Genomic DNA, 24,681 nt, shown 5'->3' on the forward strand with positions numbered 1-24,681 from the left:
CCCGGGTGCCCGATAGGCTGACCCGATGCGCCCTGCACTGTCCGACTACCGGCACCTGGCCAGCGGCAAGGTCCGCGAGATCTATCGCGTCGACGAGGAACATCTGCTACTGGTCGCGACTGACCGGATCTCCGCGTACGACTACGTCCTCGACAGCACGATCCCGGACAAGGGCCGCATACTCACCGCGATGAGTGTCTTCTTCTTCGGTCTGGTCGACGCTCCCAATCACCTGGCCGGGCCGCCGGATGACCCACGGATCCCCGAGGAGCTTCTGGGTCGTGCACTGGTGGTGCGTCGGCTGGAGATGCTTCCGGTGGAGTGTGTGGCGCGCGGCTACCTCACCGGGTCGGGACTGCTGGACTATCAGGCGACCGGCAAGGTCTGCGGCATCACCCTGCCGCCCGGCCTCGTCGAGGCCAGCAAGTTCTCCGAACCGCTGTTCACCCCCGCCACCAAAGCGGCGCTCGGGGATCACGACGAGAACATCTCGTTCGACCGGGTGATCGAGTTGGTGGGCGGCGTTTATGCCAACCAGCTGCGCGACCGCACGCTGCAGATCTATGTGCAGGCCGCCGACCACGCTCTGACGAGGGGAATCATCATCGCGGACACGAAGTTTGAGTTCGGCACCGACGGCGACGGCAACTTGCTGCTGGCCGACGAGATCTTCACGCCGGACTCCTCGCGATACTGGCCGGCCGAGGATTACCGGGTCGGGGTTGTGCAGACGAGTTTCGACAAGCAATTCGTCCGTAACTGGCTCACCAGTCCCGAGTCGGGCTGGGACCGCCATGGCTCGCAGCCACCGCCACCGCTCCCCGACCACATCATCGACGCCACGCGGGGCCGTTATATCGATGCCTACGAACGCATTTCGGGCCTCAGTTTCGGCGAGTGGATCGGCGCATGACGGAAACACGCGCCGGCGCCTCGGCGCCACCCGTCGCCAAGCGTGAGGAGACCCGACGCGAGCATCACGGAGACGTCTTCATCGACCCCTACGAGTGGCTGCGCGACAAGTCCGACCCCGAAGTCGTCGCCTACCTCGAGGCGGAAAACGATTACGTCGACCGGATGACGGCCGATCTCGAACCCCTGCGGCAGAAAATCTTCGAGGAGATCAAAGCGCGTACCAAGGAAACCGACCTGTCGGTTCCGACGCGGCAAGGCGACTGGTGGTACTACGCCCGCACCTTCGAAGGCAAGCAGTACCGCGTCCAGTGCCGTTGTCCGGTAAGCGATCCCGATGACTGGGATCCGCCGACTTTGGAAGAGGACACCGAAGTACCCGGTGAGCAGATCCTGCTGGACTCGAACGCCGAGGCCCAAGGCCACGAATTCTTCGCGCTCGGTGCCGCGACCGTCAGCCTGGACGGGAATCTGCTGGCATATTCCGTCGACACTGTCGGGGACGAACGCTATACCTTGCGCTTCAAGGACTTACGCACCGGCGAGCTGTATCCGGACCAGATCGCCGACATCGGGGCGGGGGCGACCTGGGCGGCCGACAACCGCACCGTGTACTACCTGACCCTGGATGAGGCTCACCGCCCCGACAAGGTCTGGCGCTACCGGGTGGGCTCCGGTGAGGCCGCGGAGTTGGTGTATCACGAGGCCGACGAACGCTTTTGGCTCGGCGTGGGGCTCACCCGCAGCGAGGCCTACGTGTTGATCGCATCGGGTTCCTCCATCACCACCGAGTACCGGTACGCCGACGCCGCCGATCCGCGCGCACCGTTCACCCTCGTGCTGCCGCGTCGCGAAGGCATCGAGTACGCCGTCGAGCACGCGATCGTCGGTGGGCAGGACCGGTTCTTGATTCTGCACAACGAAGACGCGGTGAACTTCACACTGACCGAAGCGCCGGTGAGCGACCCGACCCAGCAGCGCACCCTGATCCCGCACCGCGACGACGTGCGACTCGACGGCGTAGACGCCTTCGCCGGCCATCTGGTGGTCAGCTACCGGCGGGAGGCTTTGCCCCGGCTCCAGGTGTGGCACATCGATTCCCGAGGGGAATACGGTGAGCCCGAGGAGATCACGTTCGACTCGGAGCTGATGTCGGCCGGTCTCGCGGGCAACCCGAACTGGGATGCGCCCAAGTTGCGAATCAGAGCGGGGTCGCTGGTCATCCCGGCGCGGGTATACGACATCGACTTTGCCACCGGGGTGCGAACCTTGCTGCGCGAGCAACCCGTGCTCGGCAACTACCGCACCGACGACTACGTAGAACGACGCGACTGGGCCCTTGCGGACGACGGGACCCGCATCCCGGTGTCCATCGTGCACCGCGCCGGGATCGAATTCCCCGCGCCGGCCTTGCTTTACGGCTATGGCGCCTACGAGATCTGTACCGACCCCAGCTTCTCCATCGCTCGGTTGTCGCTGCTCGACCGCGGCATGGTCTTCGCCATCGCACATGTCCGCGGAGGCGGTGAGATGGGCCGGCCGTGGTACGAGCACGGCAAGCTGTTGGAGAAGAAGAACACCTTCACCGACTTCGTAGCCGTGGCAAGGCACTTGGTCGACACGGGTGTCACCCGGCCACATCAGCTGGTGGCGCTGGGCGGCAGTGCGGGCGGCCTGCTGATGGGGGCGGTCGCCAACCTGGCGCCGGATCTCTTCGCCGGCATCCTGGCGCAGGTCCCGTTCGTCGACCCGCTGACCACCATCCTCGATCCCTCCTTGCCGCTGACCGTCACGGAATGGGACGAGTGGGGAAACCCATTGCAGGACAAGGACGTCTATTCCTATATGAAGTCATATTCGCCCTATGAGAATGTCGAGGCCAAGCAGTATCCGGCCATTCTGGCGATGACTTCCCTGAACGACACCAGGGTCTATTACGTCGAGCCCGCCAAGTGGGTGGCGGCGTTGCGGCACGCCAACACCAACGACAGTCCGATCCTGCTGAAGACCCAGATGAACGCCGGACACGGCGGGGTCAGTGGCCGCTACAAGGCGTGGCAGGAGACCGCATTCCAGTACGCCTGGCTGTTAGCTGTCGCCGAAGGCCACCGCGACTTTTGACGCTGCGGCTCAACGGTGTTGTCAATGATCCAAGTCCAAGGGCGGGCTCCACCGACTCCGAGCAGCGGACCGCGGCGATGCGCCTTGGGGGAGTCCGGCCCCGTTAGGAAACGTCGGGGTCGGGTGTTACCGGTGTCTTCGGCAAGAACGCCGCTGGGATGATTGTGAACGCAACCAGTGCGACGGCCAGCACAAACACCAGCGTGTAGACCTTGGAAAGGTCATGGATCACATGGCCGCTGAAATCCGGGGAGAGAGCTTGCCGTGGTATCGCCGACGGGTCAAGCGGCAGCCCGCGCTTATCGGCGTCTTCCTGCAGTGATGCAAGCCTGTTCGCGGCGACCAGAGTTTCGTTGTTGGCGAATTGGTTGGTCAAGACGACGGCCATCAAGGCCGCTCCTATCGAGCCGCCCAGCTGCTGGTTGACGCTTACCAAGGTGGTGCCCCGGGCGATCTGATGCGGGGCGAGGGACTGCATGAGCGCCGCCGAGAGCGGTGTCGTGGTGCAACCCACGCCCAGACCTGTGATCGCCAGCCCGCCAAGTAGCATCGGGGAATAGTGGGCCTGCCGGGCCACCCCCAACGTGAAGATGCCAAGACCTACAGCCATCACCGGGAGGCCAATCAGCACTATGTTGCCCGGCCCGTACTTGTCCATGAAAACCCCTGCGATCGGCAGGGTTATCAGGGCGCCGATTCCCACCGGCACCATGTAGAGCCCAGACCGCATGGGCGTCTGATGCAATACGAGCTGAAAGTAACTGGGTATCAGAAGTGTCGCGCCAACCGAGGCGGCGGCGAAGATCAGCAGCGTCACGTTGACCTGGGTCACGACAGGGTTCTTGAACAGCCGAAGATCGATGAGCGGGTGATCTGTGCGCCGGGCGTGCAAGACAAAGGCGATGATCAGCGCCAGGCCGAGTGCCGCCGGTACCAAGACGTAGCGGTCGGCAATTGTGTGTCGTCCTGGGATGGACGACACACCACACAAAAAGATCGCCACCCCGGGTGACAACAGCAGCAGTCCAGTGACATCGAGTGCTTCCGCGGGGGCCGGGCAGTCTTTTGTAAAGAGGATCGCAGCGAGGACGAACGTCGCCAGGCCAATCGGGACGTTGACCAGGAAGATCCACTGCCAGCCGTAGGCGCCGATCAACCAGCCACCCAGTATCGGTCCACCAATTGGCCCGAGCAGAATCGGAACCCCTCCGACGGCCATCAGGCGACCTACCCGGTTAGGGCCGGCCTCGCGAGTCAAAATGGTCCAGCTCAGCGGCAAGAGCATGCCGCCACCGATGCCTTGCAACACTCTGAAGACGATGAGGAGCAAAATGCTCGGCGCCACGGCGCACAGCAGGGACCCCAACGTGAACAACAGAATCGAGCCCATGAAGAGTCGTTTGGTCCCGAACCGGTCGGCGGCCCAGCCCGTGATTGGAATCACAGTCGCGAACGCCAGCATGTACCCCGCCATCGTCCACGAAACGATGGCTTGGGTCGACCCGAACTGATCGGCGAAGGTGCGTTGCGCCACGGCGACGACGGTGTTGTCGAGAATCGCCATGATGCAGGCCAGTCCGCACACCCCAGCGATACGGAGCAGTGCGATGTCAAGCTTGTCGGGGTAATTAGGTGCGGCGTCGTCGTCTGACGCCCCTGTGTCAGCGGTGGGCACGGGGGCGTCGGTCAAGCCGGAATAGGCTTTCTGCATCGTGTGGCCGAGCATAGCGAGATAGGTACCCGCCCGCTGACGCTTTTAGGCGTTTGGCTCCGCCAGCACCGGTAACCGGCTGGATAGGGCATTTTCGGTTCATTGGCCGCCGTTTGGGTCGGGGAAGGAATCCTGCCACTTACCGACGGTTTGGCTGGCCGGCTTTTTCGGCAAAAAGGACGCCGGAATGATCGTGGAGGCCACCAACACCACCGCAATCACGAATACCGCCGTATAGGCGTGGGAAAGGTCGTGTACGACGTTGGCCCAAAAACCGGCGTCGAGCGTCTGCCGCGGTATGGCGGACTGGTCGACCGGCACCCCGCTGACGGCGGCTTCCTGCTGCAACGCCGCAATCTTGTTCGCGGCGACGATGTTCTCACTCCGGTTGAATTGATTGGTCAGGATCATCGACATCAGCGCGGTGCCCACCGACCCGCCCACTTGATGGCTGACGCTCATCAGCGTCGTGCCCCGGGCGATCTGGTGCGGGGTCAGCGCCTGCACCGCGGCGACCGACAGCGGCATCATGGTGCAGCCCATGCCGAGGCCCATGATCGCCAGGCCGATCAGCAGCGTGGGCAGGTAGTCGGCCTGCCGGGCGACGCCGACCGCGAAGGTGCCCAGGCCGGCGGTGATCAGCGCGATCCCGACCAACACGATCTTGCCGGGCCCCTGCCGGTCCACCAACGGTCCGGTCAGCCGCATCGTCAGCATGGCGCCGAGTCCCTGGGGGATCATGCGCAGGCCCGCCTGCATCGGCGTCTGGTGCAGCACCTGCTGGAAGTAACTCGGCAGCAGCAAGCCGGCGCCGAAGAAGGCTGCGGCGAACACCAGCATCGTCACATTGGCGTGAGTGAGCACCGGGTTGCGGAACAACCTCAGATCGATCAGGGGGTGATCCGCACGGCGCCACGCGTGCGCAACGAACCCGGCGATCAACCCCAGACCGATGATCGCCGGTATCAGCACGCGGCGGTCGGCCACGGTCCCGCAATGCGGGATCGACGACACCGCGAACAGGAATGTCGCCAGGCCGGGAGACAGCAGCAGCACGCCGACGAGGTCGAAGGTCTCCGATCGCGCCGGGTGGTCCCGGGGAAAGATGATGGCCGCGAGCACGATGGTGATGACTCCGATCGGCAGGTTGATCAGGAAGATCCACCGCCAGCTGGAGGTTCCGATGAGCCAGCCGCCCATGATTGGGCCACCGATCGGGGCGAGCAGCATCGGGATGCTCAGGATCGACATCAGGCGACCGAGCCGCAACGGCCCCGCCTCCCGGGTCAAGATCATGAAACTCAGGGGCAACAGCATGCCACCGCCAATGCCTTGGGCCACCCGAAAGATGATGAGCTGCAAGATGTTCGCGGCGAGCGCGCACAGCAGCGAGCCCAGTGTGAACGCCAGGACGGAGCCCATGAAGAGTCGTTTGGTGCCGAACCGGTCGGCCGCCCACCCGGTGATCGGTATCACGGTCGCCAACGCCAGCGTGTAGCCGGTCATTGTCCAAGCGACGACGGCCTGCGATGACGCGAATTGGTCGATGAAGGTGCGCTGCGCGACGCTGACGACGGTGATATCCACGATCGCCATCACCGTGGCCAAGATGCACACGCCGGAAATCCGCAACAGTCCGGCGTCCAGCTTGTCGGGGTAGCCCCGCTCACCCTCGCCCAGCTGCGGGGCGGGGACGTAGGGCAGCGGGGTGTCGGCCGCTGCGTACGGGGCCTGATCCATGGCGTTGCTTAGCATATCGAACCGATTCCCTTTGCCGTCGCCCGCGGGCCGTGCCGCGCGGAGCGGATCGGCAGGACCTGCGGTATCGATATACGCCTGCCGTCTGCGTGTCCTTCACCATTCCGACACCTGAGATCGTCAAACTGCGGGTGTGGCTGGAAAATTGATCGTCTCGGTCTCGGGGATAGGCGAACGCACCCTGAGTGACGTCGAGGCGTTCTGTGCGCAAATGGATGCCCGCAACGTGCCGGTGTCGCTCTTGGTGGCACCCCGGCTCAGTGGTGACTACCGACTCGACCACGACCCGCGCACCGTCGAATGGTTGACCGCCCGGCGATCCGGCGGCGACGCCATCGTGCTGCACGGCTATGACGATGCGGCCACCAAGAAGCGCCGCGGCGAGTTCGCGATCCTTCGGGCGCACGAGGCAAACCTGCGTCTGATGGCTGCCGACCGGGTGCTCGAGCACCTCGGGCTGCGCACGCGGCTGTTCGCGGCGCCCGGCTGGGTGGTGTCCCCGGGGGTCGTCAAGGCGTTGCCGGACAACGGTTTCCGCCTGCTCGCCGACCTGCATGGCATCACCGACCTGGTTCGGCACACCACCGTGCGCTCCCGGGTACTCGGTATCGGTGAAGGCTTCCTCACCGAACCGTGGTGGTGCCGGATGGTGGTGCTGTCCGCCGAGCGGATCGCCCGGCGCGGCGGGGTGGTGCGGGTGGCCGTCGCAGCTCGCCACCTGCGCAAACCCGGCCCCCTGCAGGCGATGGTGGACGCCGTCGATCTGTCGCTGATGCACGGCTGCGCACCCGCGGTTTACCGCTGGCGGCGCGACAAGGCGATTCTCGACGCGGCCTGACCAAGCGTCCCCTCGACCCGCCCGGCACGCGCACTACCCTGGTCCGACATGAGCGATTCTTCGGCCGCGGGGTTCGGCGCCGATGCCATCATCGTGGGGGCGGGACTCGCAGGCTTGGTGGCCGCCTGTGAATTGGTGGACCGCGGCATGCGGGTGCTGATCGTCGACCAGGAGAGCAGTGCCAACCTGGGTGGGCAGGCGTTCTGGTCGTTCGGCGGCCTGTTCTTCGTCGACAGCCCCGAGCAGCGCCGTTTGGGGATCCGAGACAGCCACGAACTCGCCTTGCAGGACTGGCTCGGCACCGCGGCGTTTGATCGGCCGGAGGACTACTGGCCACGTCAATGGGCGCACGCCTACGTCGATTTCGCCGCGGGGGAGAAGCGCCGTTGGCTGCGTGACCGGGGACTCAAGCTCTTTCCGTTGGTGGGTTGGGCCGAACGTGGCGGGTACGACGCTCAGGGCCACGGCAATTCGGTGCCCCGCTTCCACATCACCTGGGGCACCGGGCCCGCTTTGGTCGAGATCTTCGCCCGTCAGCTGCGGGACCGCTCGGCGGTGCGATTCGCGCACCGCCACCAGGTCGACGAGTTGATCGTCGAGGGCGGCGCGGTGATCGGGGTCCGGGGCACGGTGCTGGAGCCCTCGGCCGCGCCCAGGGGCGTGGCGTCGTCACGAACGGCCGTGGGGCAATTCGAGTTCCGTGCGCCCGCGGTGATCGTCACCAGCGGCGGCATCGGCGCCAATCACGATCTGGTGCGCAAGAATTGGCCGAAGCGGATGGGCCGCATACCCGAGCAGTTACTCAGCGGCGTGCCCGCGCACGTTGATGGCAGGATGATCGGCATCTCCCAGCGGGCCGGTGCGCGGGTGATCAACCCGGACCGGATGTGGCACTACACCGAGGGCATCACCAACTACGACCCGATCTGGCCACTGCACGGCATCCGGATCATTCCGGGGCCGTCGTCGCTGTGGCTCGACGCGACCGGCAAGCGGTTGCCGGTGCCGCTGTACCCCGGTTTCGACACCCTCGGCACGCTGGAATACATCACCAAATCCGGGTACGACTACACCTGGTTTGTGTTGAACGCCAAAATCATCGAGAAGGAATTCGCACTGTCCGGGCAGGAGCAGAATCCCGATCTGACCGGGCAGAGCCTGCGCGAGCTGCTGCGTAACCGGGCGCGCTCCGGACCGCCGGGGCCGGTGCAGGCCTTCGTCGACCGCGGAGTGGACTTCGTGAGCGCAAACTCGTTGCGGGAGTTGGTCACCGGGATGAACAAGCTGCCCGACGTGGCGCCGCTGGACTACGCCACGGTCGAGGGCGAGGTGACCGCCCGCGACCGCGAGGTGGCCAACAAGTTCAGCAAGGACGGCCAGATCACCGCGATCCGCGCCGCCCGCGGCTATCTGGGAGACCGGCTGGGCCGGGTGGTGGCACCGCACCGGCTGACCGATCCTAAGGCGGGGCCGATGATCGCGGTGAAGCTGCACATCCTGACCCGAAAGACGTTGGGCGGCATCGAAACCGATTTGGCCGCCCGCGTGCTCAAAGCCGACGGCACACCCCTGAGCGGGTTGTACGCCGCCGGTGAGGTGGCCGGCTTCGGCGGGGGCGGCGTGCACGGCTACCGCGCCCTGGAGGGCACGTTCCTGGGTGGTTGCATCTTCTCCGGCCGGGCCGCCGGGCGCGGCGTGGCCGACGACATCGCCTAGCTCCCTCGACCTTCGCCGAACGTCACACCAGCACAACCCTGCCGCTCGAGCGTCACGCTGGCGTGACACCCGACCCCAGTAGCGGTTAGAACTGGACCGCGTCCTCCTCGGGCAGCACCTGGAAATCGGTCGTGGTCATCTCGGTGAGCCGGCCGTAGTAGATGCCCCGGGCATCCGGGGCGATGATCCCTTGGTGGATGGGCACCGCACGCGCCGGCGCCACCGCGCGCAGGTAGTCGACGGCCTCGGAGATCTTCATCCATGGGGCGGCCGCCGGCGTCGCCAATACGTCCACCGGCTCGTCGGGCACGAACAGCGCATCGCCGGGGTGCATCAGCCTGGCGCGATGATCCCCGTCGCCCACCAGAAATGAAATGTTCTCTATCACAGGGATTTCGGGGTGAATGACGGCGTGGGTGCCGCCGACCGCGCGAACCGTCAGCTCACCGATCCTCAGCTCGTCGCCGACGTGTACGGCCTGACACGGCGCGCCCAGCTGGGCGGTGGTTTGCGGGTCGGCGAACAGCGCGGCGTCCGGGTTGCCCTCGAGCAGCGCCGGCAGGCGGCTGCCGTCGACGTGGTCGGGGTGCTGATGGGTGATCAAGATGGCCGATAACCCCGTGATGCCTTCAAAACCGTGCGCGAATGTTCCAGGATCGAAGAGCACGCGGGTGTGGTCGAATTCTGCGAGTAGACAGGAATGGCCGAAATGCGTCAGCTGCATGACTACGATTGTGCCCCGACGGGGGTGATGCCGATGCGGGTGATCCTGGCGACCATGGTGGTGGTCGGCGGCCTCGCGGTGGCTCTCATTGTCGCCGTGCCCGCATCCGCCGAGCCGCAGGCCTGTCCGCCGGTGTGTGACCAGATCCCCGACTCCGCGTGGATCCAGCGCCGTGCGGTGCCGCTGGATCCGGTTTACAGCTGGCCCCCGCTGGCGGGCCTGGCAGCGCAGGTGACCGGGTCGACGCCCGGCCCTCGGTTCCGGTTCGAGGAGGTGTGTGCCACCCCGCCGGTGCCACGTGACCCCCGCGATTCGGCGGTCGTGGCACGGGCCACGGTCGCCCACCCGGACGGGCAGTGGCAGTTGCAGGCACAGATCCTGCACTGGCGCGGCGACACGGCCAGCGGCGGCGCCATCGCCGGGTCGGTGTTCAGCAGCGCCGTCGCCGCGCTGCGCTCCTGCCAGCAACGTGCGCCATTGCAATCACCATCGATCACCAGCGACGATACGAGCCGGATGGCCGCGGTGATCAGTGGTCCGGTCGTCATGCATACCTACCTGCTCGCCCACCCGGCCAGCAGCACGATCAGCGAGCTCACGCTCTGGTCGTCGGGCCCGCCGCAGGTCCCGTGGCCGGCAATGGCCGACGACCCCGTGCTGAACGCCATGACCGCGCCCCTGTGCGAGGCCTACATTGCCTCGTGCCCGTAACGGCCGAGCCGCACCTCCGCCGGTAGAGTTGGCGCGAAGACAGATCTGAGGAGGAGCGCCGGTGGGCCGGGTAGTCGTTCATGTGATGCCCAAAGCGGAGATTCTCGACCCGCAGGGTCAGGCCATCGTCGGCGCGTTGGGCCGACTCGGTCATCCGGGGATCTCAGATGTCAGACAGGGCAAGAGATTCGAACTCGAGGTGGACGAAACCGTCGACGATTCGGTGCTGGCCGACATAGCGGAGACGCTGTTGGCGAACACGGTGATCGAAGACTGGACGATCAGCCGGGAGACCAAGTGACGGCGCGAATCGGCATCATCACCTTTCCCGGAACCCTGGACGACGTCGACGCCGCCCGGGCGGCGCGGCGTGTCGGGGCCGAGGCGGTCAGCCTGTGGCACGCCGACGCCGACCTCAAGGGTGTCGACGCCGTGGTGGTGCCCGGCGGTTTCTCCTACGGTGACTACCTGCGGGCGGGGGCGATCGCCAGGTTCGCCCCGGTGATGGGTGAAGTGGTCGCCGCCGCGCACCGCGGCATGCCAGTGTTGGGCATTTGCAACGGATTTCAGGTGCTCTGCGAGGCCGGGCTGCTGCCCGGGGCGCTGACTCGCAACGTCGGGCTGCACTTCGTCTGCCGCGATGTGTGGTTGCGAGTGGCGTCGATCTCGACGGCCTGGACGTCGCGCTTCGAGTGGGGCGCTGAGCTGCTGGTGCCGCTGAAGTCCGGCGAGGGCCGCTACGTGGCCCCCGACGATGTGCTCGACGAGCTGGAAGGGGAGGGCCGGGTCGTGTTCCGCTACCTCGACAACCCCAACGGCTCCCTGCACGACATCGCCGGAGTCAGCTCCGCCAACGGCCGTGTCGTCGGGCTGATGCCGCACCCCGAGCACGCCATCGAAGCGTTGACCGGCCCCTCCGACGATGGCTTGGGCCTGTTCTATTCGGCGCTGGACGCGGTGCTTTCGGTCTAAGCGGAAACCCCTGCGGCTGAACGCAATTCGGCGAATGCTGCGCTGATGGCGTCGGTCGCTTCGTGTGGGTCGTTGAACGTCCGGTCGTCGGTGAGCACGGCGACGCCGAGCTGGTCGACGTAGCTCCACACGGTGATATTGACCGGGGCGCCCGGCGACAAGACCCCGGTCGAGTAGATCTCGCTGACCGCCGCGCCGCCGAAGTGCCCGCGCTCACGCGGGCCCACCACGCTGGAGACGGCGACGTTCATCAGCTTGTTCGGCGCGTCGCGCTTCCCCAGCCACCGGAAAGCGGCCGGGGCGGCGGCGGTCGGCAGGTAGGCCATTAGTCGCCCGTAGAGCTGCGGGCCGAGGATCTCGTGGTCTTCCTTGGCAATTCGAGTTGCAAGTGCCACCAGCCGCGCCCGGTCGGCGGCATCGGCGACGTGTACCGGTAACGAGATCATGAGGCCGCTGATCTCATTACCGGTGACCCGGCCCGACTTGTCGGTGGCCGTCGGTACGGATGCGATGATCGGCCGGTCGGCCGTGCCGTCATAGGCCAACAGCAGCGTGCGCAGGCCACCGGCGGCCGTCGCAAGGATCAGGTCGTTGATGGTGATGCCCAGCGCCTTGGCCGTCGCCTTGGCGCCGGCCAGCGGCAGCGTCGCACTGGCGAACCGCCGCTGAGGCGATACCACGTGGTTCAAGAAGGTCGGCGGTGCGTCGAAGGCATCGGCGAGGTCGGGGTGGTCACCCCGTTCTTTGGACCGGCGGCGCACCCGCGTCAGCCCTACGGCGGCGTCCCTGACCAGCGCCGGCAGCTCGGCGATCTGCCGGGCATGGTCGCGGGCTGCGGCGCGCAGCAGGTCGGCGGTCGAAGCGGTGACGCCCGCTTCGTCGTTGTCGCGTTCGTCGGTCGGCCCGTCCTCGAGATCCATGGCGCGGGACAGCAGATTGACCGACGCCACGCCGTCGGCCAGCGCGTGGTGAATCTTGCCGACCAGGGCGAACCGCCCACCGGCCAGCCCCTCGGCGAAGTGAAATTCCCACAGCGGCCGGCTGCGGTCCAGCGGCGTCGAGGCGACCTGGCCGATCACCTGGTCGAGTTCTCGCCGGCCGCCCGGCGCGGGCACCTGCACCCGCCGCAGGTGGTAATCGAGGTCGACCTCGCAGTCCTCCTGCCACATCGGGTGATGGAGCTGCCAGGGGATGTCGACGAGCTTGTAGCGCAAGGGTTCCAGCAGGTGCAGTCGGCGACGAACGTGACGGCGGAACGCCTCGAAACCGAACTCGGATTCGGCGGGGTCGATGACCGCCACTTTCAACGTGTGCGTGTGCAGGTTGGGCGTCTCGCTGTACAGCAGCATGGCGTCCATGCCGTTGAGCCTTTTCACCCGCCACCTCGCCGTGGAATCAGCCTGTGCTGTAACGAGTTTCGCATGGCGTCTCGCCCTCAGTCGTTGGAGGTCAGCCGAGGATGGGGAGCCGGCGCTGACCGGCGAGTCGCTTGAGCGCCGATTCCATGACCGCGCGCACGTGCGCGTCGACCTCGTCGATGTCGGGGTCGTCGCCGAACTGGGCGGTGACGTCGATCGGTTCGAGCACCTCGGTGACGATCTTCGCGGGTAGCGGCAGGTTCGGCGGGAAGATGACGCTCAGCCCGAACGGGAACCCGAAGCTCACCGGCAAGATGTCCATGCGCGCCTTCGTCAGCCCCAATTTGCGCGCCAGCCAGTTGCCGCGGGTCAAGAAGAGTTGGGTCTCCTGGCCGCCTATCGAGACGGAGGGCACGATCGGCACCCCGGCCTCGATGGCGGTCCGCACGTAACCGGTGCGCCCGTTGAAGTCGATGGAGTTGGCGCTGAAGGTAGGCCGGTAGGAGTCGTAGTCACCGCCCGGAAACACCAACACCACCGCGCCCGAGTGCAGCGCTGCGGCAGCGTTTTCGCGGCTCGCCTCGATGACCCCGAGGCGGCGCAGCCAGCCGTCCAAAGGGCCCATGAACAGGCCGTAGTGGCCCAGCGTGTAGACGGGCCGGTCGTAACCGAACCTCTGGTAGAACGCCGGGGAGAAGATCAACACGTCCGGGGTGAGCATGCCCCCGGAGTGGTTGGACACCACCAACGCTCCGCCAGAGGGCGGGATGTTGTCGAGATTGCGTACCTCGGCCCGGTACCACCGCTTGATGACCGGCCCCAGGGCATTGCTGACCTGCTCGGTGAAGGCCGGATCCCACTTGGCGGTCTCGGGGTTTTCGGCCGCCTCAACACCGCTGCCTGTCATGGCTCCCCGCTGTCATGTTGTTGTCGTTTGCTATTGATTGCCGGTGTGACGCAGATCTCAAACCTGCTGCCCCAGACTGACATAGCTTACTCTCCGTATAGGAGAATGGCATATTCGTTTGCTGACAGTGCCGGACGGTATAGAGAAAGCCCTTGTCGCTCTCACCCGGTGACCACGGGTGGCACCGCGCGAGGATCAGCCGGCGTCGCGCAGCAATGGATGCGCCGCCGGCAGTTCGACGGCGGGACTCAAGTCGGCGAAGAGGTCGGTCGCGTCCGCGATCGTGCGGTCGACGAAGGCCGCGAAGTCCTCGAAGGAAACGTTCTGCCGGATCCAGTGCGACCTGCGCGCCACCACTCCGATCCGCTGGGGATCGGAGGAGCCGTGCACGATCGCGGTGACTTCGCGGTCCTGGCGGTTCCAGGTGTCAGAGAAGTGCACCAACCAGGGGCGCTCGGCGGCGGGGAAGAAGCACCCCGGAGTCACGCGAATGATCAGCACGTCGCCATGTTCGGGCGAGATCTCGAGGTGGACGTGCAGGCGCCTCGCGACGGAAGCGCGGCCACCGGTGACGAAGAAATATTCACCGTCGTGGTGGCCACGGAAATAGCGTCGCCCGCGGGTGCGCAGGTAACGTTCGACCAAGTTCGCGCACATGGGCTCGTTCGTCATGAAAACATGCTGCGGCCAGTGGCTTTGCGGATGCTGGGAGACCAGCCATGAGCCACCGAAGAATCTGTTGAGAATTGCCTGAGTCAAGCCGGTCTTTCAGCGCCGCTCGACAATCCCCGCACCGGGCGCCGGCATGGTCCGGGGCAGCGTTACCGAGAACCGGTACCGTTCGGGACGATAGTGGAACTCCACGACCTCCAGCGGCTTGTCATCAGTGCCGTAGCTGATGCGTTCGAGCACAAGCACGGGGGAGCCCAACGGCAGATTCAACGCGCCGGCCACCTCGACGGAGGCCCCCGCCGCGTGGATCTCATAGCCGGCCCGGGCGACGGGGATGCCCAGTCGCCGCTCCCACATCGTGTAGGTGCTTTCCATCGCCCGTGCGGGTTGCGTGTCCGACACGCTCGACAGCAGCGGTTCGACGGCCTTGCCCACTCCCGGCGGCAGGTAGGCGATCATCAGCGCCAGCGGTACGTCCCCGTCGCGAAAGCGCCGGTGGATGCAAAGGACTTTGGACAAGCCGAGCGTTTCGGCTATTCGTTGCGGGGGTTCATCGACGCGATGGGACAGCACGTCGACGTGTGGAGTGATCCCGGAGCTCGCCAAGACCTCGGTGATCGTCCGCACGCCGGAGCCCAATTCTTGTCTTACCGGGTTGGTCACGAAGGTGCCCAGACCCTGGCGCCGCACCAGCCAGCCCTGGCGCTCGAGCAGTCCGACTGCCGCTCGCACGGTTACCCGGCTCAGACCGGATCGATCGATCAGTTCCCGCTCGCTGGGCAGGCGTCCCCCACGGGGAACGCGCTGCTTGATGATCGCGGCCTTGAGCGCTTCGGCGAGCTGGGTGCTCGCGGGCACGCTGCCGCGCCTGACTCGCAGATCGGCGGACTCGAGGTCGAGCGACCGGGTGCTCATAAGACGTATTAAAACGTCTGGTGAGCAGGGCGTAAAGGCCGCGGCCGCTCCTCGTCGCGCATACCGGTACCCGCCGTCGGATTACTCTGGCGCCAAGCAAGTTTCGGCTGCACACCCCAGGAGGTGACCGTGGGATTCGTGGTGGAACGGATTGATCATGTCGTGCTGAACTGCAAGGACGTCGAGGCCACCGCCGCGTGGTACGAGCGGGTTCTGGGCATGCGGCGAGAAACGTTTGGTCCCTCTAGCCGGATCGCCCTGCGCTTCGGCGAGCAGAAACTCAACCTGCGGCCGGTCGGGGCGCTGGCCCGTGATCCCGAGTGGGCCACCGCTTCGATCGAAGCGGCCGGTTCCGAGGACTTGTGCTTCATCACGCTGAGCAGCCCGGACGACGTCCGCGCCCACCTCGCCGACTGCGGAGTTCAGATCATCGCGGGACCGGTCACCAGAACCGGAGTGCTCGGCCCGATGACCTCGCACTACTGCCGCGACGTCGACGGGAATCTGGTCGAAATCGCCTTCTACTCAACGGTATAGCGCTCTAAAGCGGGTACAACGCCGGTAGGTTCACCACGACCGCCTCTTGGGTGCTGCGTGCGATGACGACCTCCGCCGTTGTGTTCGGATCGGGGTTTTCCTCTCGGTGCGGCAGGTGAGGCGGGATGAAGACGTAGTCCCCGGGCGAAGTCGAGATGCGCACCTCTTGGGCGCCGTCGTGAAAGACGAATTCCGGGTGACCACTGCGCACGTAGATGGCGGTCTCCGAATCGCCGTGATGGTGGTTGGACGAGATGGTCGACGGCATTGCGTGTGTCTCGCCCATCCAGAGCTTCTCAGCTCCGACCGACGCGCCGCTGAGCGCTGCGAAGCGACGGAGTCCCTCCGATTGCGCGGTGTCGGAACTGATGTCCGATGCCCTGACGTGGTGCACCCGGTTATGGGTGACTTCCGGTGTTGTCTCGTCGAAGTCCGGGTGGAATCCGTCTGTGGTGGCCATGCGTCAATTATGGTCCGATGCATCCCGATACGCCTCGAGGAGCCGCAGCCACAGCTCGCTGACCGTGGGGAAGCAGGGCACGGCGTGCCACAACCGGTCGATGGGCACGTGACCGGCGACAGCGATGGTGGCGGAGTGCAGCATTTCGGTGACCCCGGGCCCAACCATCGTGACCCCGAGCAAGTGTCCGCGATCGAGGTCCACCACCATCCGCGCCCGACCGGTGTACCCGTCGGCATAAAGCTTGGCCCCCATCACCACATCGCCGATTTGCACGTCGACCGTCCGTACCCGGTGCCCGGCCCGCTCGGCCTGCCGGGCCGTCAGGCCGACCGCGGCGGCTTCGGGATTGGTGAAGAAGGCCTGCGGCACGGCGTAATGGTCGGCGGTGGTGGCATGCCGGCCCCACGGTGCGGTGTCCAACGGGGTACCCGCCGCGCGCGCGCCGATCGCCGCTCCAGCAATGCGGCCCTGGTACTTGCCCTGATGGGTCAGCAACGCCCGATGATTGACGTCGCCCGCCGCGTAGAGCCAACCGTCCCGAAGGGCCCGCACCCGGCAGGTGTCGTCGACGTCGAGCCAGCTGCCCGGCGTCAGACCGACGGTCTGCAGGCCGATGTCGTCGGTCAGTGGTGCCCGGCCCGTCGCGAAAAGTACCTCGCTGACCTGTAATTCGGAGCCGTCATCCAATTCGAGGGTGACGAGGCCGCCGTCGGGCCGGTGCAGCGCGCGAATCGATACGCCGACACGCACGTCCACGCCCGCATCGGCGAGGCCGCGGCCGACGAGCTCCCCAACGAAGGATTCCATCCTCGGCAGCAGTCCCGGACCTCGCGCGAGCAGCGTCACCTGGGATCCCAATCCTTGCCACGCGGTGGCCATTTCGACGCCCACGCCGCCGGCGCCGACCACCGCGAGCCGCTCGGGGACGTTGCTGCTGTCGGTGGCCTGGCGGTTGGTCCACGGCCTGGCTTCGTCGATTCCGGGCAAGTCGGGGAGGACGGGCCGGCTTCCGGTGCAGATCACGACCGCGTGCCGTGCGGTCAACAGGGACGTCGCACCGCCGGGAGCGGTGACGCCGACTCGTCGCGCGCCATCCAACCGGCCATGGCCGCGCACCAGGGTTGCGCCGATTTGATTCACCCAGTCGGCCTGGCCACTATCGTCCCAGTCGCTGACATAGCGGTTGCGGCGACCGAAAACTCCGGCAGCGTTGATTGGGCCGCTGACCGCCTCGCGCGCGCCGTCGACTTGGCGGGCTTCCGAGACGGCAATTACCGGGCGGAGCAAGGCCTTACTCGGTACGCAGGCCCAATAAGAACACTCGCCGCCGACGAGTTCACGCTCGACCAGCGCGACAGTCAGGCCCGCCGCTCGGGCGCGCTCCGCGGCATTCTGGCCGATCGGCCCGGCGCCCACAACGATGACGTCGTAGTCCCTTGTGTCTGTTGCCATTGCCGGCGGTCCTCCCCGTGCGTGTCTCAGTTGTCGATGAGTTTCTCTGCAAGCTCCCGCAGGTCACCCACCACGAGATCCGGCTGGGGCAGCCCGTCGACCGGCAGCGGCGGATTGCCGTGCCGGGTAATGAGCGCCGCGCTGAAGCCGACCTTCTGGGCGCCGAGGGTGTCCCACACGTGCGCGGCCACCATCATGCAGTCGGCCGGGGCCACCCCGAGCCTCTCGCACGCGTATCGGTACACGGTGGGCGCCGGCTTGAAGGCGCGGCAGGCATCGACGCTCAGTTGTAGTTCGAAGAATTCGCCCAGCCCGGAACTCTGCAGCGCCGTCGGCCCATCCGGGTTGGGCGGTGAATTCGTCAGGGCCGCAAGGCGAAAACCGTTGTCTCGCAGTTTCGCCAGCCCTTCCGCGGCGTCCGGATGCGCCGGCATGGTGAGTAGGCCGGTCTTCAGGCGGTGCAGGTCATCGTCGGAGACGTCGACGCGGTGGATCTCGCCGACCATGCGCAGCACGCCCTGGGCGAGTGTGGAGAAGTTCACGTAGCTGTCCGCCAACGTCGCGGACATCGAGTGCATGATCAGCTGGGCGAACCACTCGCGGAGCACCCGCTCATCGCCGAACAGTTCGGCGAAAAGCGGTGCGAGAGAATCGATATCAATCAACGTCTCGTTGACGTCGAAAACCAGCACGGACGGTGTGGGCATGGTCAGGCCTCGATCTTCCGCAATGTGGGCACGTCCGGCCGTAAGTACCCGATAAGCCCCTGTGCTGAAACGGCGTAGCTCACCGCATCACTACGACCATCTTGCCGCCCGCTTCCCCCGCTTCCATCACTCGGTGCGCCTCACGTATCTCGTCGAAGGAGAAGACGCGAGATGGCTTGGCCTCCAGAGCGCCCTCGGCGACCTGCCGCGCGATGTCTTGCAGAGGAACGTCCGACAGCGGGAATCCCGGAGTTCCAAAGACGAAGCTGCCGAAGAAGTTCCAGTTGACGCCGCTTGCCATGCGCAGCAGCGGATTGAAATCCCCGATCGGGTCGAGTCCGCCCAGCCAGCCCGCCAAGCAGGCCGTTCCGCCGCGGCGCAGCATGTCGAGGGAGTCCAGGATGGTGCTGTTGCCGACCAGGTCCAGGACCGCGTCTACCCGCTTGGCCTCGGGGAGGCGGTCGGACAGGTCGCCCCTTTCCAATTCGACGCGCGACGCACCCAGTTCCTCCAGCATGGGAAACCGGCCGCGATTCCGCGCGGTGGAGATGACGCGCGCGCCGGCGGCGACGGCCATCTTCAGTGCGGCCTGGCCCAACGACGATGTCGCGCCGCGCAATACCAGCGTCTGGCCGGCTTTCAGGTTGAGGTTGCGGAAGAGACATGTCCAAGCGACCGCGTAGGTTTCGGGCAGCGCGGCCAAATCCGACCACGGCAGGTCGGATTCGATGAGGGCGACGTTCGCCGCGCGTACGCGGGTGTACTGCGCGTAGCTGCCGTTGATGGTTCGGCCCAGACCACCCATCAGCGCCGCCACCTTGGCGCCCACGGGGAATTCGCCGCCCGGGCAGGTGTCGACGACGCCGACGCATTCGATGCCGCTGACTTCCGCGGCTTCGGCCCATTCCCCGCGCCGCATGTGCAGCTCGGCGTGATTGATGCCGAAGGCCTGGACTTCGATCACCACTTCGCCGTCCTTGGGCAGCGGCTTCGGAATATCGGCGTAGACCAGCCTGTCCAGACCGCCGAACCCGTCCAGGATGATCGCGCGCATCGTTTCCCCGCCGGGCTGCTCGCGCACCATCGCGGGGGCGTTCGGCAGCTGGGGTGCATCGATGGTGGACACGTGCCGCTCCTCCCAAATTCCTGGCCGCCCCGACGAATCCGGAGGTGCGAAACCCGCGGTGAGGGCCCCGCGCATAATGGGCCAGATGACCCAATTATTATGGGCTACACATCCCAATCTGTCCAGGGCGATTCGGCTCAGCGCTTGCGCGTGGGTGTCGCGAACGAGCGGACGTAGTCGACGGCGGCGTTGACGGCGGTTCGCAGCGGTTCCGGATCCCCGGTGGCGTAGGTCAACAGCGCACCGCCCTGATGCGCGACGACCAGCGACACCGCCAGGTGCCGGGGGTCGGCGCCGGCGCGCAGTTCGCCGCGTCGGCGCATCGCCGTTAGGCCGGCCCGAAACAGGTCGATCCACTGGTCATAGCCGGCGGAGAGATCGCCGTGTATCTGGTCGTCGGCGTCGATCAGCTCACCCGCCAAGGAGCCGTACACGCAACCGCCGACGCGGTACACGGTGTCTATGTCGGCGACGCAGGCGTCGGCCCATGCCTGTAGGGCGTCGACGCTGTCCAGGGCGCCCAGCGGTGGCTGGGTGTGAAATGCCCGCACGTCTTCGCGGCGGGTGGCAACGACCTGGCGGGTCAGATCGCGTTTGTCCCGGAAATAGTGCGCGATCTGAGAGCCGCCCACCCCCGCCGCGCGCCGCACCTGCTCGATGCTGGTGTTGGCGACGCCCCGCTCGAACATCAGACGGGCGGCTACGTCAACGATGCGCGCGCGAGTCGCCAGTCCCTTGCTGGTGAATCGCGTTGTGCTGTCGTCGCTCACGTGACGGTCTTTCGGCGGCCCCGTGGACGCCGCGCAGGTCGCCCAACCCGCTCACCGGGGTCGGTGGCGAAGGTGCGTAGGTAGTTGATCGCGAAGCGAACCGCGTCCGCGTGCGGCCACTCCGCCCGGTAGGTGAAGGCCAAGGTGCCCCCGCCCTGATGGGCGGCGACGATGACCATCGCCAATCCTCGAGCGTCGGCGTCCGCGACCAAGGCGCCGCCCTCCTTCATCCGCTGGATCGCTGTCTGGAGCAGGTCGACCCACTGCCAATAGCCGGCCGCCAGCGTTTCGCGCGTCGCGTCGTCGGACTTCGCCAGTTGGGCTGCGAGCGCATGGTAGGTGGGTGTGCCGAAATATCCGATGCGCCTGAGGTACCGCATGTTGAGGTCGATCCACCGCTCGAAGTCTTCGAAGGAATCCAGACCCCCCAGCTTGGGCTGCCGGTGGAAGTCGAGCACCACCCCGATCTGACGCCTGAGGACCGCGCGAATCAGTGCGCTCTTGTCGGCGAAATAGTGGGCGAGCTGCGAACCGCTGACCGACGCCGCCCTGCGGACGTTTTCCATGTTCGCCGCGGACAGGCCCTCGGTGACGATCAGTTGGGCGGCCGCTTCCACGATGCGGTCCCGGGTGGCACGCCCCTTGGCGGTCAACCGTTGTTCGTCTCGAACATCGGAATGGGCCATCGCGTCAGGCTAACCCGCGTGGCTCGGGAACTATGGGATATCCAACCCATTGATCCCGGAACCGGTCAGGCGGTCATGTCAACCTTGGTTAGGAAGCCGCCGATCAGCGCGGCGACGTCGTCCAGTGCGGACTCCAGCAGGAAGTGGCCGCCCTCGAGCAGGCGAATCTCGGCATCCGGCAGATCGTCGGCGAACGCCTCGGCGCCGGCTGGACCGAAGATCTCGTCGCCGCGACCCCACACCGCCAGCAGCGGCACCTGGCTGGCTCGAAAGTATTCGTGCAAGCGCGGATAGAGCGGCGCATTGGTGGCATAGTCTCGCAACAGTTTCAGCTGCACCAGGTCGTTGCCCGGCCGCGATATGAGCGCGTAGTCGTGATGCCACGATTCCGGGTTGACGAGGGTCTCGTCGGGAACGCCGGTGACGTACTGCCATCGGGTTGCGTCCAGCGTAAGGAATTGCCGTACCGCGGCCTCCGTCTCATGCGTTTGTTCGCGTTGGTAGGCCCGCACGATCTTCCAGAAGCTGTCGACGAATCCCTCGTCGTAGCCGTTGCCGTTCTGGGTGATGATCGCGGTGATCGCCGACGGGTCGCGCAACGCCAGCCGCCAGCCGATCGGCGCGCCATAATCCTGGACGTACATCGCGTATCTGCCGACGCCGAGCGCGCGTAGCAACCCGGCAGTGAGGTCGGTCAGCGCGTCGAAGGTGTAGTCGAACTGTTGCACGGACGGCGCGTCGGAAAGACCGAATCCCAGGTGATCCGGCGCGATGACGTGGAAGTCGTCAGCGAGTGCCGGAAGCAGATGCCGGAACATGTAGGAGCTGGTCGGAAACCCGTGCAACAGCACCAGCGCGGGAGCGTTCGCGTCGCCCGCTTCGCGGAAGAAGAGCCGGTGGCCGTCGACGGTGGCGTATCGATGATGCACAGCCGCCATGACATTTCCTCCTCAGTTTTCGTCCCTCGAACACCACGCGCTGGGCGGAGGTGCACTCAATTCCAGCGGCGGAGCATTTTGGGTTGTACGACCCAGTATGCACCAGAGTCGGCACGGTGCAACAGTCCCGCCACCTGTTGCCCTCCGGCGCGGAGCGGCATATTCTGGGCCGGCCATCACACTGGCGAAGCCAGGAGGTGAATAGTGGGCAAGCTGATTTCGGTGAACGTCGGCATGCCCAAGAACGTTCGGTGGCATGACAAGACCGTCTACACCGGGATCTGGAAAAGACCGGTCGAGGGGTCGTCATGGTGCGCCGCCTGAACATCGACGGCGACGCGCAGGGCGATCTCGGCGGCCATGGCGGTGAGCAGCGCGCCGTAATGGTCTACCAGACCGAGTCTTACGACTTCTGGAGGAGCTACCTGGGTCGCGACGACCTCGCGCCCGGCCACTTCGGAGAGAACTTCACGATCACCGGGCTGCCCGACAACGATGTGTGCATCGGTGACCGCTACCGGATCGGTGGGGCCGAGTTCGAGGTGACCCAGCCCAGAGTCACCTGTTTCCGCGTTGGTCTGCGCATGAACGAACCCAGGATGCCGAACTTGCTTGTCTCCCAGCGGCGTCCGGGATTCTACTTCCGGGTGATCACCGAGGGAGAGGTCCGCGCCGACGATGAGATCGTGCGTACCCACCGTGGTAGACACGAGCTCAGCGTCGCCGATGTCGATGCGCTCCTTTATCTGCCGAACCGCGACCTCGACCGCCTTCACAAGGTCGTCGACGTCCCCGCGCTCAGCCCGGGCTGGCAGCAGTCGTTCCGCGACATGCTGGCAGCGCAACAGGAATCCACAGCCCAACTGCAGCCGGCGTGGGAGGGCTTTCGTCCCTTGCGTATCAGTGAAATACGCCGGGAAAGCTCACAGGTGATGTCCCTTTGGTTGGAGGCCGACGACCATGCGAGTCTCCCACCCGCGCTCCCCGGGCAATACCTGACGGTACGAATCCCCGGCGCGGGCGCACCAGTGCCGCTGCGCAGCTACTCCCTTTCGAGCGACCCCGGCGCCGGGTACTACCGCATCAGTGTCAAACGTGAAGAGCAAGGTCTGGTGAGCCGCTGGTTGCACGAGCACGTCGAAGTGGGCTCGGTCGTCGAGGCCGCCGCCCCGCGAGGCGAGTTCCACCTCGCCGAGGGTGACGGCCCAGTCTTGCTGCTCTCGGCGGGAATCGGCATCACCCCGGTCTTGGCGATGTTGCATGCGCTCGCGGCGGTCCGCAGCCCCCGCGAGATCTGGTGGCTGCACACCGCCCGCAGTCCTCAAACACAAGCTTTCGCCGCCGAAGTCGCGGGCTTGATCGAGTCGTTGCCGCGCGCGCGGCAGTCGGTGTTCTATACGCACACGCAGGGGCGGTTGGGCCGGTCGGCACTCGCGGCGCTGGGTATCCCGGCTAACGCCACTGCGTACCTCTGTGGCCCAACCCAATTCATGAGTGACATGCGCGACGCACTCACCGCGGAGGGCCTGGCCCCCGAGCGGATCCACAGCGAGCTGTTCGGCGCCCTGCCGTCGATCAATCCGGGCATCGTCGATGGCGCCCCTGGTACGCCACCGCACCCGCCGGCGGGACTTGCGGGGACGGGCCCGTCGATCACCTTCGCGCGCAGCGGCCTAACGGTCAACTGGTCATCCCGATTCGGAAGCATCCTCGAGCTGGCCGAAGCTTGCGACGTGCCCACCCGGTTCTCCTGCCGGAGCGGCGTGTGTCATGTGTGCGTCACCGGCGTTGTCGCCGGCAGTGCCAGTTACCTGCAGCCGCCGCTGGAGCCGCCCGAGCAGGGGACCGTACTCATCTGCTCGGCGGCCCCAGAGGGCGAGCTGGTGCTCGACCTGTAACGAAAACCGTTGCTTCAGGCGGCGATCGCGCGCTGACCGCCGCTCACGGGCACCACAGCGCCGTTGACGTAACTGGCGTCGGGAGAGCTGAGGAAGATGACCGCGCTGGCGATTTCACTCGGCTCGGCGGGCCGGCCGATCGCGGTGCTGGCCGCCACCGCGTCCAACACGCCCGGTAGGACCGCCACGCCGGGAGTGTCGGTGGGCCCCGGCGCGATCGCGTTCACCCGCACTCCCGACCGGCCGTACTCATCCGCCCAGACGCGCGTCAGCAGCTCCAGGCCGGCTTTGGTGGCGCCGTAGATGCCCGCGCCGCTCGCCGGCACCGACGCCGCGACGGTGCTCACGTTGACCACCGCGCCACCGCCGCGCTCGATCATTCCCGGCACCAACTGCTGGACCAAAATGTAAGGGGCGCGCAGGTTGACATTCACGTGCTGTTCGAACGTCGCATCGTCGGTGTCCACGGTGGCTCCGAATTGGTAGACGCCGGCGTTGTTGACCAATATGTCGACCGGCCCCGCCTCGTCGGCCAACCGGCGGACGTCTTCGCCGTCGTTGAGGTCGGCCGCGACGAAACGCGCCCTACCGCCGGCATTTTCGATCTCGCGGACAGTCTTCGCGCCGCGTTCGGCGTCGCGGCCGTGTACCACAACCTCAACCCCGCGTTCGGCGAGTTGTAGCGCGATTTCCTTGCCGATACCGGACGTGGCCCCGGTCACCAGCGCGGTGGAGCCGGCCATCGTTGCTGCCATCGGATCCTCCTGGTGAGAAGTTCATTTGCCTCAC

Annotated in this window: 21 protein-coding genes and 2 pseudogenes; 9 read left to right on the plus strand and 14 right to left on the minus strand. The window is 66.2% G+C overall.

Annotated elements, in window-relative coordinates:
- Positions 1-25 precede the first annotated feature (25 nt).
- Entirely contained in the window at positions 26-913 is an 888-nt protein-coding gene (locus H7J89_RS02430) for a phosphoribosylaminoimidazolesuccinocarboxamide synthase (RefSeq protein ID WP_264036143.1), read from the plus strand.
- A complete protein-coding gene (locus H7J89_RS02435) occupies positions 910-3,033 on the plus strand; it encodes a S9 family peptidase (protein WP_264036144.1) in 2,124 nt (707 codons plus the stop codon). Before H7J89_RS02430 ends, H7J89_RS02435 begins: the two co-directional genes overlap by 4 nt.
- 103 nt (positions 3,034-3,136) lie before the next feature.
- Here H7J89_RS02435 and H7J89_RS02440 read toward each other — a convergent pair whose 3' ends face one another.
- Together H7J89_RS02440 and H7J89_RS02445 are read right to left on the minus strand one after the other, a co-directional pair.
- On the minus strand, positions 3,137-4,759 hold the full coding sequence (locus tag H7J89_RS02440; RefSeq protein ID WP_372513697.1) for a DHA2 family efflux MFS transporter permease subunit: 1,623 nt from the start codon (positions 4,757-4,759) through the stop codon (positions 3,137-3,139).
- A gap of 84 nt (positions 4,760-4,843) precedes the next feature.
- Complete coding sequence (locus H7J89_RS02445) at positions 4,844-6,499, minus strand: DHA2 family efflux MFS transporter permease subunit (RefSeq protein ID WP_264036147.1); 1,656 nt, start codon at positions 6,497-6,499, stop codon at positions 4,844-4,846.
- 136 nt (positions 6,500-6,635) lie between these two features.
- Here H7J89_RS02445 and H7J89_RS02450 point away from each other — a divergent pair, with 136 nt between their 5' ends.
- Complete coding sequence (locus H7J89_RS02450; protein ID WP_264036149.1) at positions 6,636-7,340, plus strand: DUF2334 domain-containing protein; 705 nt, start codon at positions 6,636-6,638, stop codon at positions 7,338-7,340.
- A gap of 48 nt (positions 7,341-7,388) precedes the next feature.
- Positions 7,389-9,056 carry an FAD-binding dehydrogenase gene (locus H7J89_RS02455; RefSeq protein WP_264036151.1) on the plus strand — a complete coding sequence of 556 codons (1,668 nt, stop codon included), beginning with the start codon at positions 7,389-7,391 and terminating at the stop codon, positions 9,054-9,056.
- Positions 9,057-9,141: 85 nt separating this feature from the next.
- Here the strand turns inward: H7J89_RS02455 and H7J89_RS02460 are convergent, their stop codons facing one another.
- Positions 9,142-9,780: an MBL fold metallo-hydrolase gene (locus tag H7J89_RS02460; RefSeq protein WP_264036153.1), complete on the minus strand. Its 639-nt coding sequence runs from the start codon at positions 9,778-9,780 to the stop codon at positions 9,142-9,144.
- Between H7J89_RS02460 and H7J89_RS02465 the strand changes: the two genes are divergently transcribed.
- The 3 genes from H7J89_RS02465 to purQ all read left to right on the plus strand — a co-directional run bounded on the left by H7J89_RS02465 (position 9,757) and on the right by purQ (position 11,463).
- Entirely contained in the window at positions 9,757-10,491 is a 735-nt protein-coding gene (locus H7J89_RS02465; RefSeq protein WP_264036155.1) for an ATPase, read from the plus strand. The genes H7J89_RS02460 and H7J89_RS02465 overlap by 24 nt on opposite strands.
- 61 nt (positions 10,492-10,552) lie before the next feature.
- A complete protein-coding gene (gene purS / locus H7J89_RS02470) occupies positions 10,553-10,792 on the plus strand; it encodes a phosphoribosylformylglycinamidine synthase subunit PurS (protein WP_264036157.1) in 240 nt (79 codons plus the stop codon).
- On the plus strand, positions 10,789-11,463 hold the full coding sequence (purQ, locus tag H7J89_RS02475; protein WP_067203085.1) for a phosphoribosylformylglycinamidine synthase subunit PurQ: 675 nt from the start codon (positions 10,789-10,791) through the stop codon (positions 11,461-11,463). The genes purS and purQ overlap by 4 nt, the downstream gene beginning before the upstream one ends.
- Here purQ and H7J89_RS02480 read toward each other — a convergent pair.
- The 4 genes from H7J89_RS02480 to H7J89_RS02495 all read right to left on the minus strand — a co-directional run bounded on the left by H7J89_RS02480 (position 11,460) and on the right by H7J89_RS02495 (position 15,315).
- Positions 11,460-12,839 (minus strand): WS/DGAT/MGAT family O-acyltransferase, encoded by a 1,380-nt coding sequence (locus H7J89_RS02480; protein ID WP_264036160.1) that lies wholly within the window; start codon positions 12,837-12,839, stop codon positions 11,460-11,462. The two genes, purQ and H7J89_RS02480, sit on opposite strands and share 4 nt — an antisense overlap.
- Positions 12,840-12,912: 73 nt before the next feature.
- Complete coding sequence (locus H7J89_RS02485; protein ID WP_264036162.1) at positions 12,913-13,728, minus strand: lysophospholipid acyltransferase family protein; 816 nt, start codon at positions 13,726-13,728, stop codon at positions 12,913-12,915.
- Positions 13,729-13,923: 195 nt separating this feature from the next.
- Positions 13,924-14,400, minus strand: coding sequence for a hypothetical protein (locus tag H7J89_RS02490; RefSeq protein WP_264036165.1), 477 nt, complete (start codon positions 14,398-14,400; stop codon positions 13,924-13,926).
- A 96-nt stretch (positions 14,401-14,496) separates the two neighbouring features.
- The gene (locus H7J89_RS02495) at positions 14,497-15,315 is read right to left on the minus strand and encodes an Rv0792c family HTH-type transcriptional regulator (protein WP_264036167.1); all 819 of its coding nucleotides are present in this window, start codon (positions 15,313-15,315) and stop codon (positions 14,497-14,499) included.
- A 129-nt stretch (positions 15,316-15,444) separates the two neighbouring features.
- On the opposite strand from H7J89_RS02495, the gene H7J89_RS02500 reads away from it, so the two are divergent.
- Positions 15,445-15,852 (plus strand): VOC family protein, encoded by a 408-nt coding sequence (locus H7J89_RS02500; RefSeq protein ID WP_264036169.1) that lies wholly within the window; start codon positions 15,445-15,447, stop codon positions 15,850-15,852.
- 4 nt (positions 15,853-15,856) lie between these two features.
- Here the strand turns inward: H7J89_RS02500 and H7J89_RS02505 are convergent, their stop codons facing one another.
- The 6 genes and pseudogenes from H7J89_RS02505 to H7J89_RS02535 form a co-directional block, all read right to left on the minus strand.
- Positions 15,857-16,312 (minus strand): cupin domain-containing protein, encoded by a 456-nt coding sequence (locus H7J89_RS02505; protein WP_264036171.1) that lies wholly within the window; start codon positions 16,310-16,312, stop codon positions 15,857-15,859.
- Between the two features lie 3 nt (positions 16,313-16,315).
- Positions 16,316-17,767: a dihydrolipoyl dehydrogenase family protein gene (locus tag H7J89_RS02510; RefSeq protein ID WP_264036173.1), complete on the minus strand. Its 1,452-nt coding sequence runs from the start codon at positions 17,765-17,767 to the stop codon at positions 16,316-16,318.
- 26 nt (positions 17,768-17,793) lie between these two features.
- Positions 17,794-18,474 (minus strand): haloacid dehalogenase type II, encoded by a 681-nt coding sequence (locus H7J89_RS02515; RefSeq protein WP_264036175.1) that lies wholly within the window; start codon positions 18,472-18,474, stop codon positions 17,794-17,796.
- A gap of 79 nt (positions 18,475-18,553) precedes the next feature.
- Positions 18,554-19,600, minus strand: coding sequence for a zinc-binding alcohol dehydrogenase family protein (locus tag H7J89_RS02520; RefSeq protein WP_264036177.1), 1,047 nt, complete (start codon positions 19,598-19,600; stop codon positions 18,554-18,556).
- A gap of 137 nt (positions 19,601-19,737) precedes the next feature.
- Positions 19,738-21,056 (minus strand): annotated as a pseudogene (locus H7J89_RS25850) (TetR/AcrR family transcriptional regulator).
- Positions 21,057-21,121: 65 nt separating this feature from the next.
- Positions 21,122-21,994, minus strand: a complete 873-nt coding sequence (locus H7J89_RS02535) for an alpha/beta fold hydrolase (protein ID WP_264036184.1) — start codon at positions 21,992-21,994, stop codon at positions 21,122-21,124.
- A gap of 204 nt (positions 21,995-22,198) precedes the next feature.
- On the opposite strand from H7J89_RS02535, the pseudogene H7J89_RS02540 reads away from it, so the two are divergent.
- Positions 22,199-23,892: pseudogene (locus H7J89_RS02540) on the plus strand (MOSC domain-containing protein).
- A gap of 14 nt (positions 23,893-23,906) precedes the next feature.
- Here the strand turns inward: H7J89_RS02540 and H7J89_RS02545 are convergent.
- The gene (locus H7J89_RS02545; protein WP_264036186.1) at positions 23,907-24,647 is read right to left on the minus strand and encodes an SDR family NAD(P)-dependent oxidoreductase; all 741 of its coding nucleotides are present in this window, start codon (positions 24,645-24,647) and stop codon (positions 23,907-23,909) included.
- Between the last annotated feature and the right edge of the window lie 34 nt (positions 24,648-24,681).

Source organism: Mycobacterium paraffinicum, from assembly GCF_025822865.1.
Classification (GTDB): domain Bacteria; phylum Actinomycetota; class Actinomycetes; order Mycobacteriales; family Mycobacteriaceae; genus Mycobacterium; species Mycobacterium paraffinicum.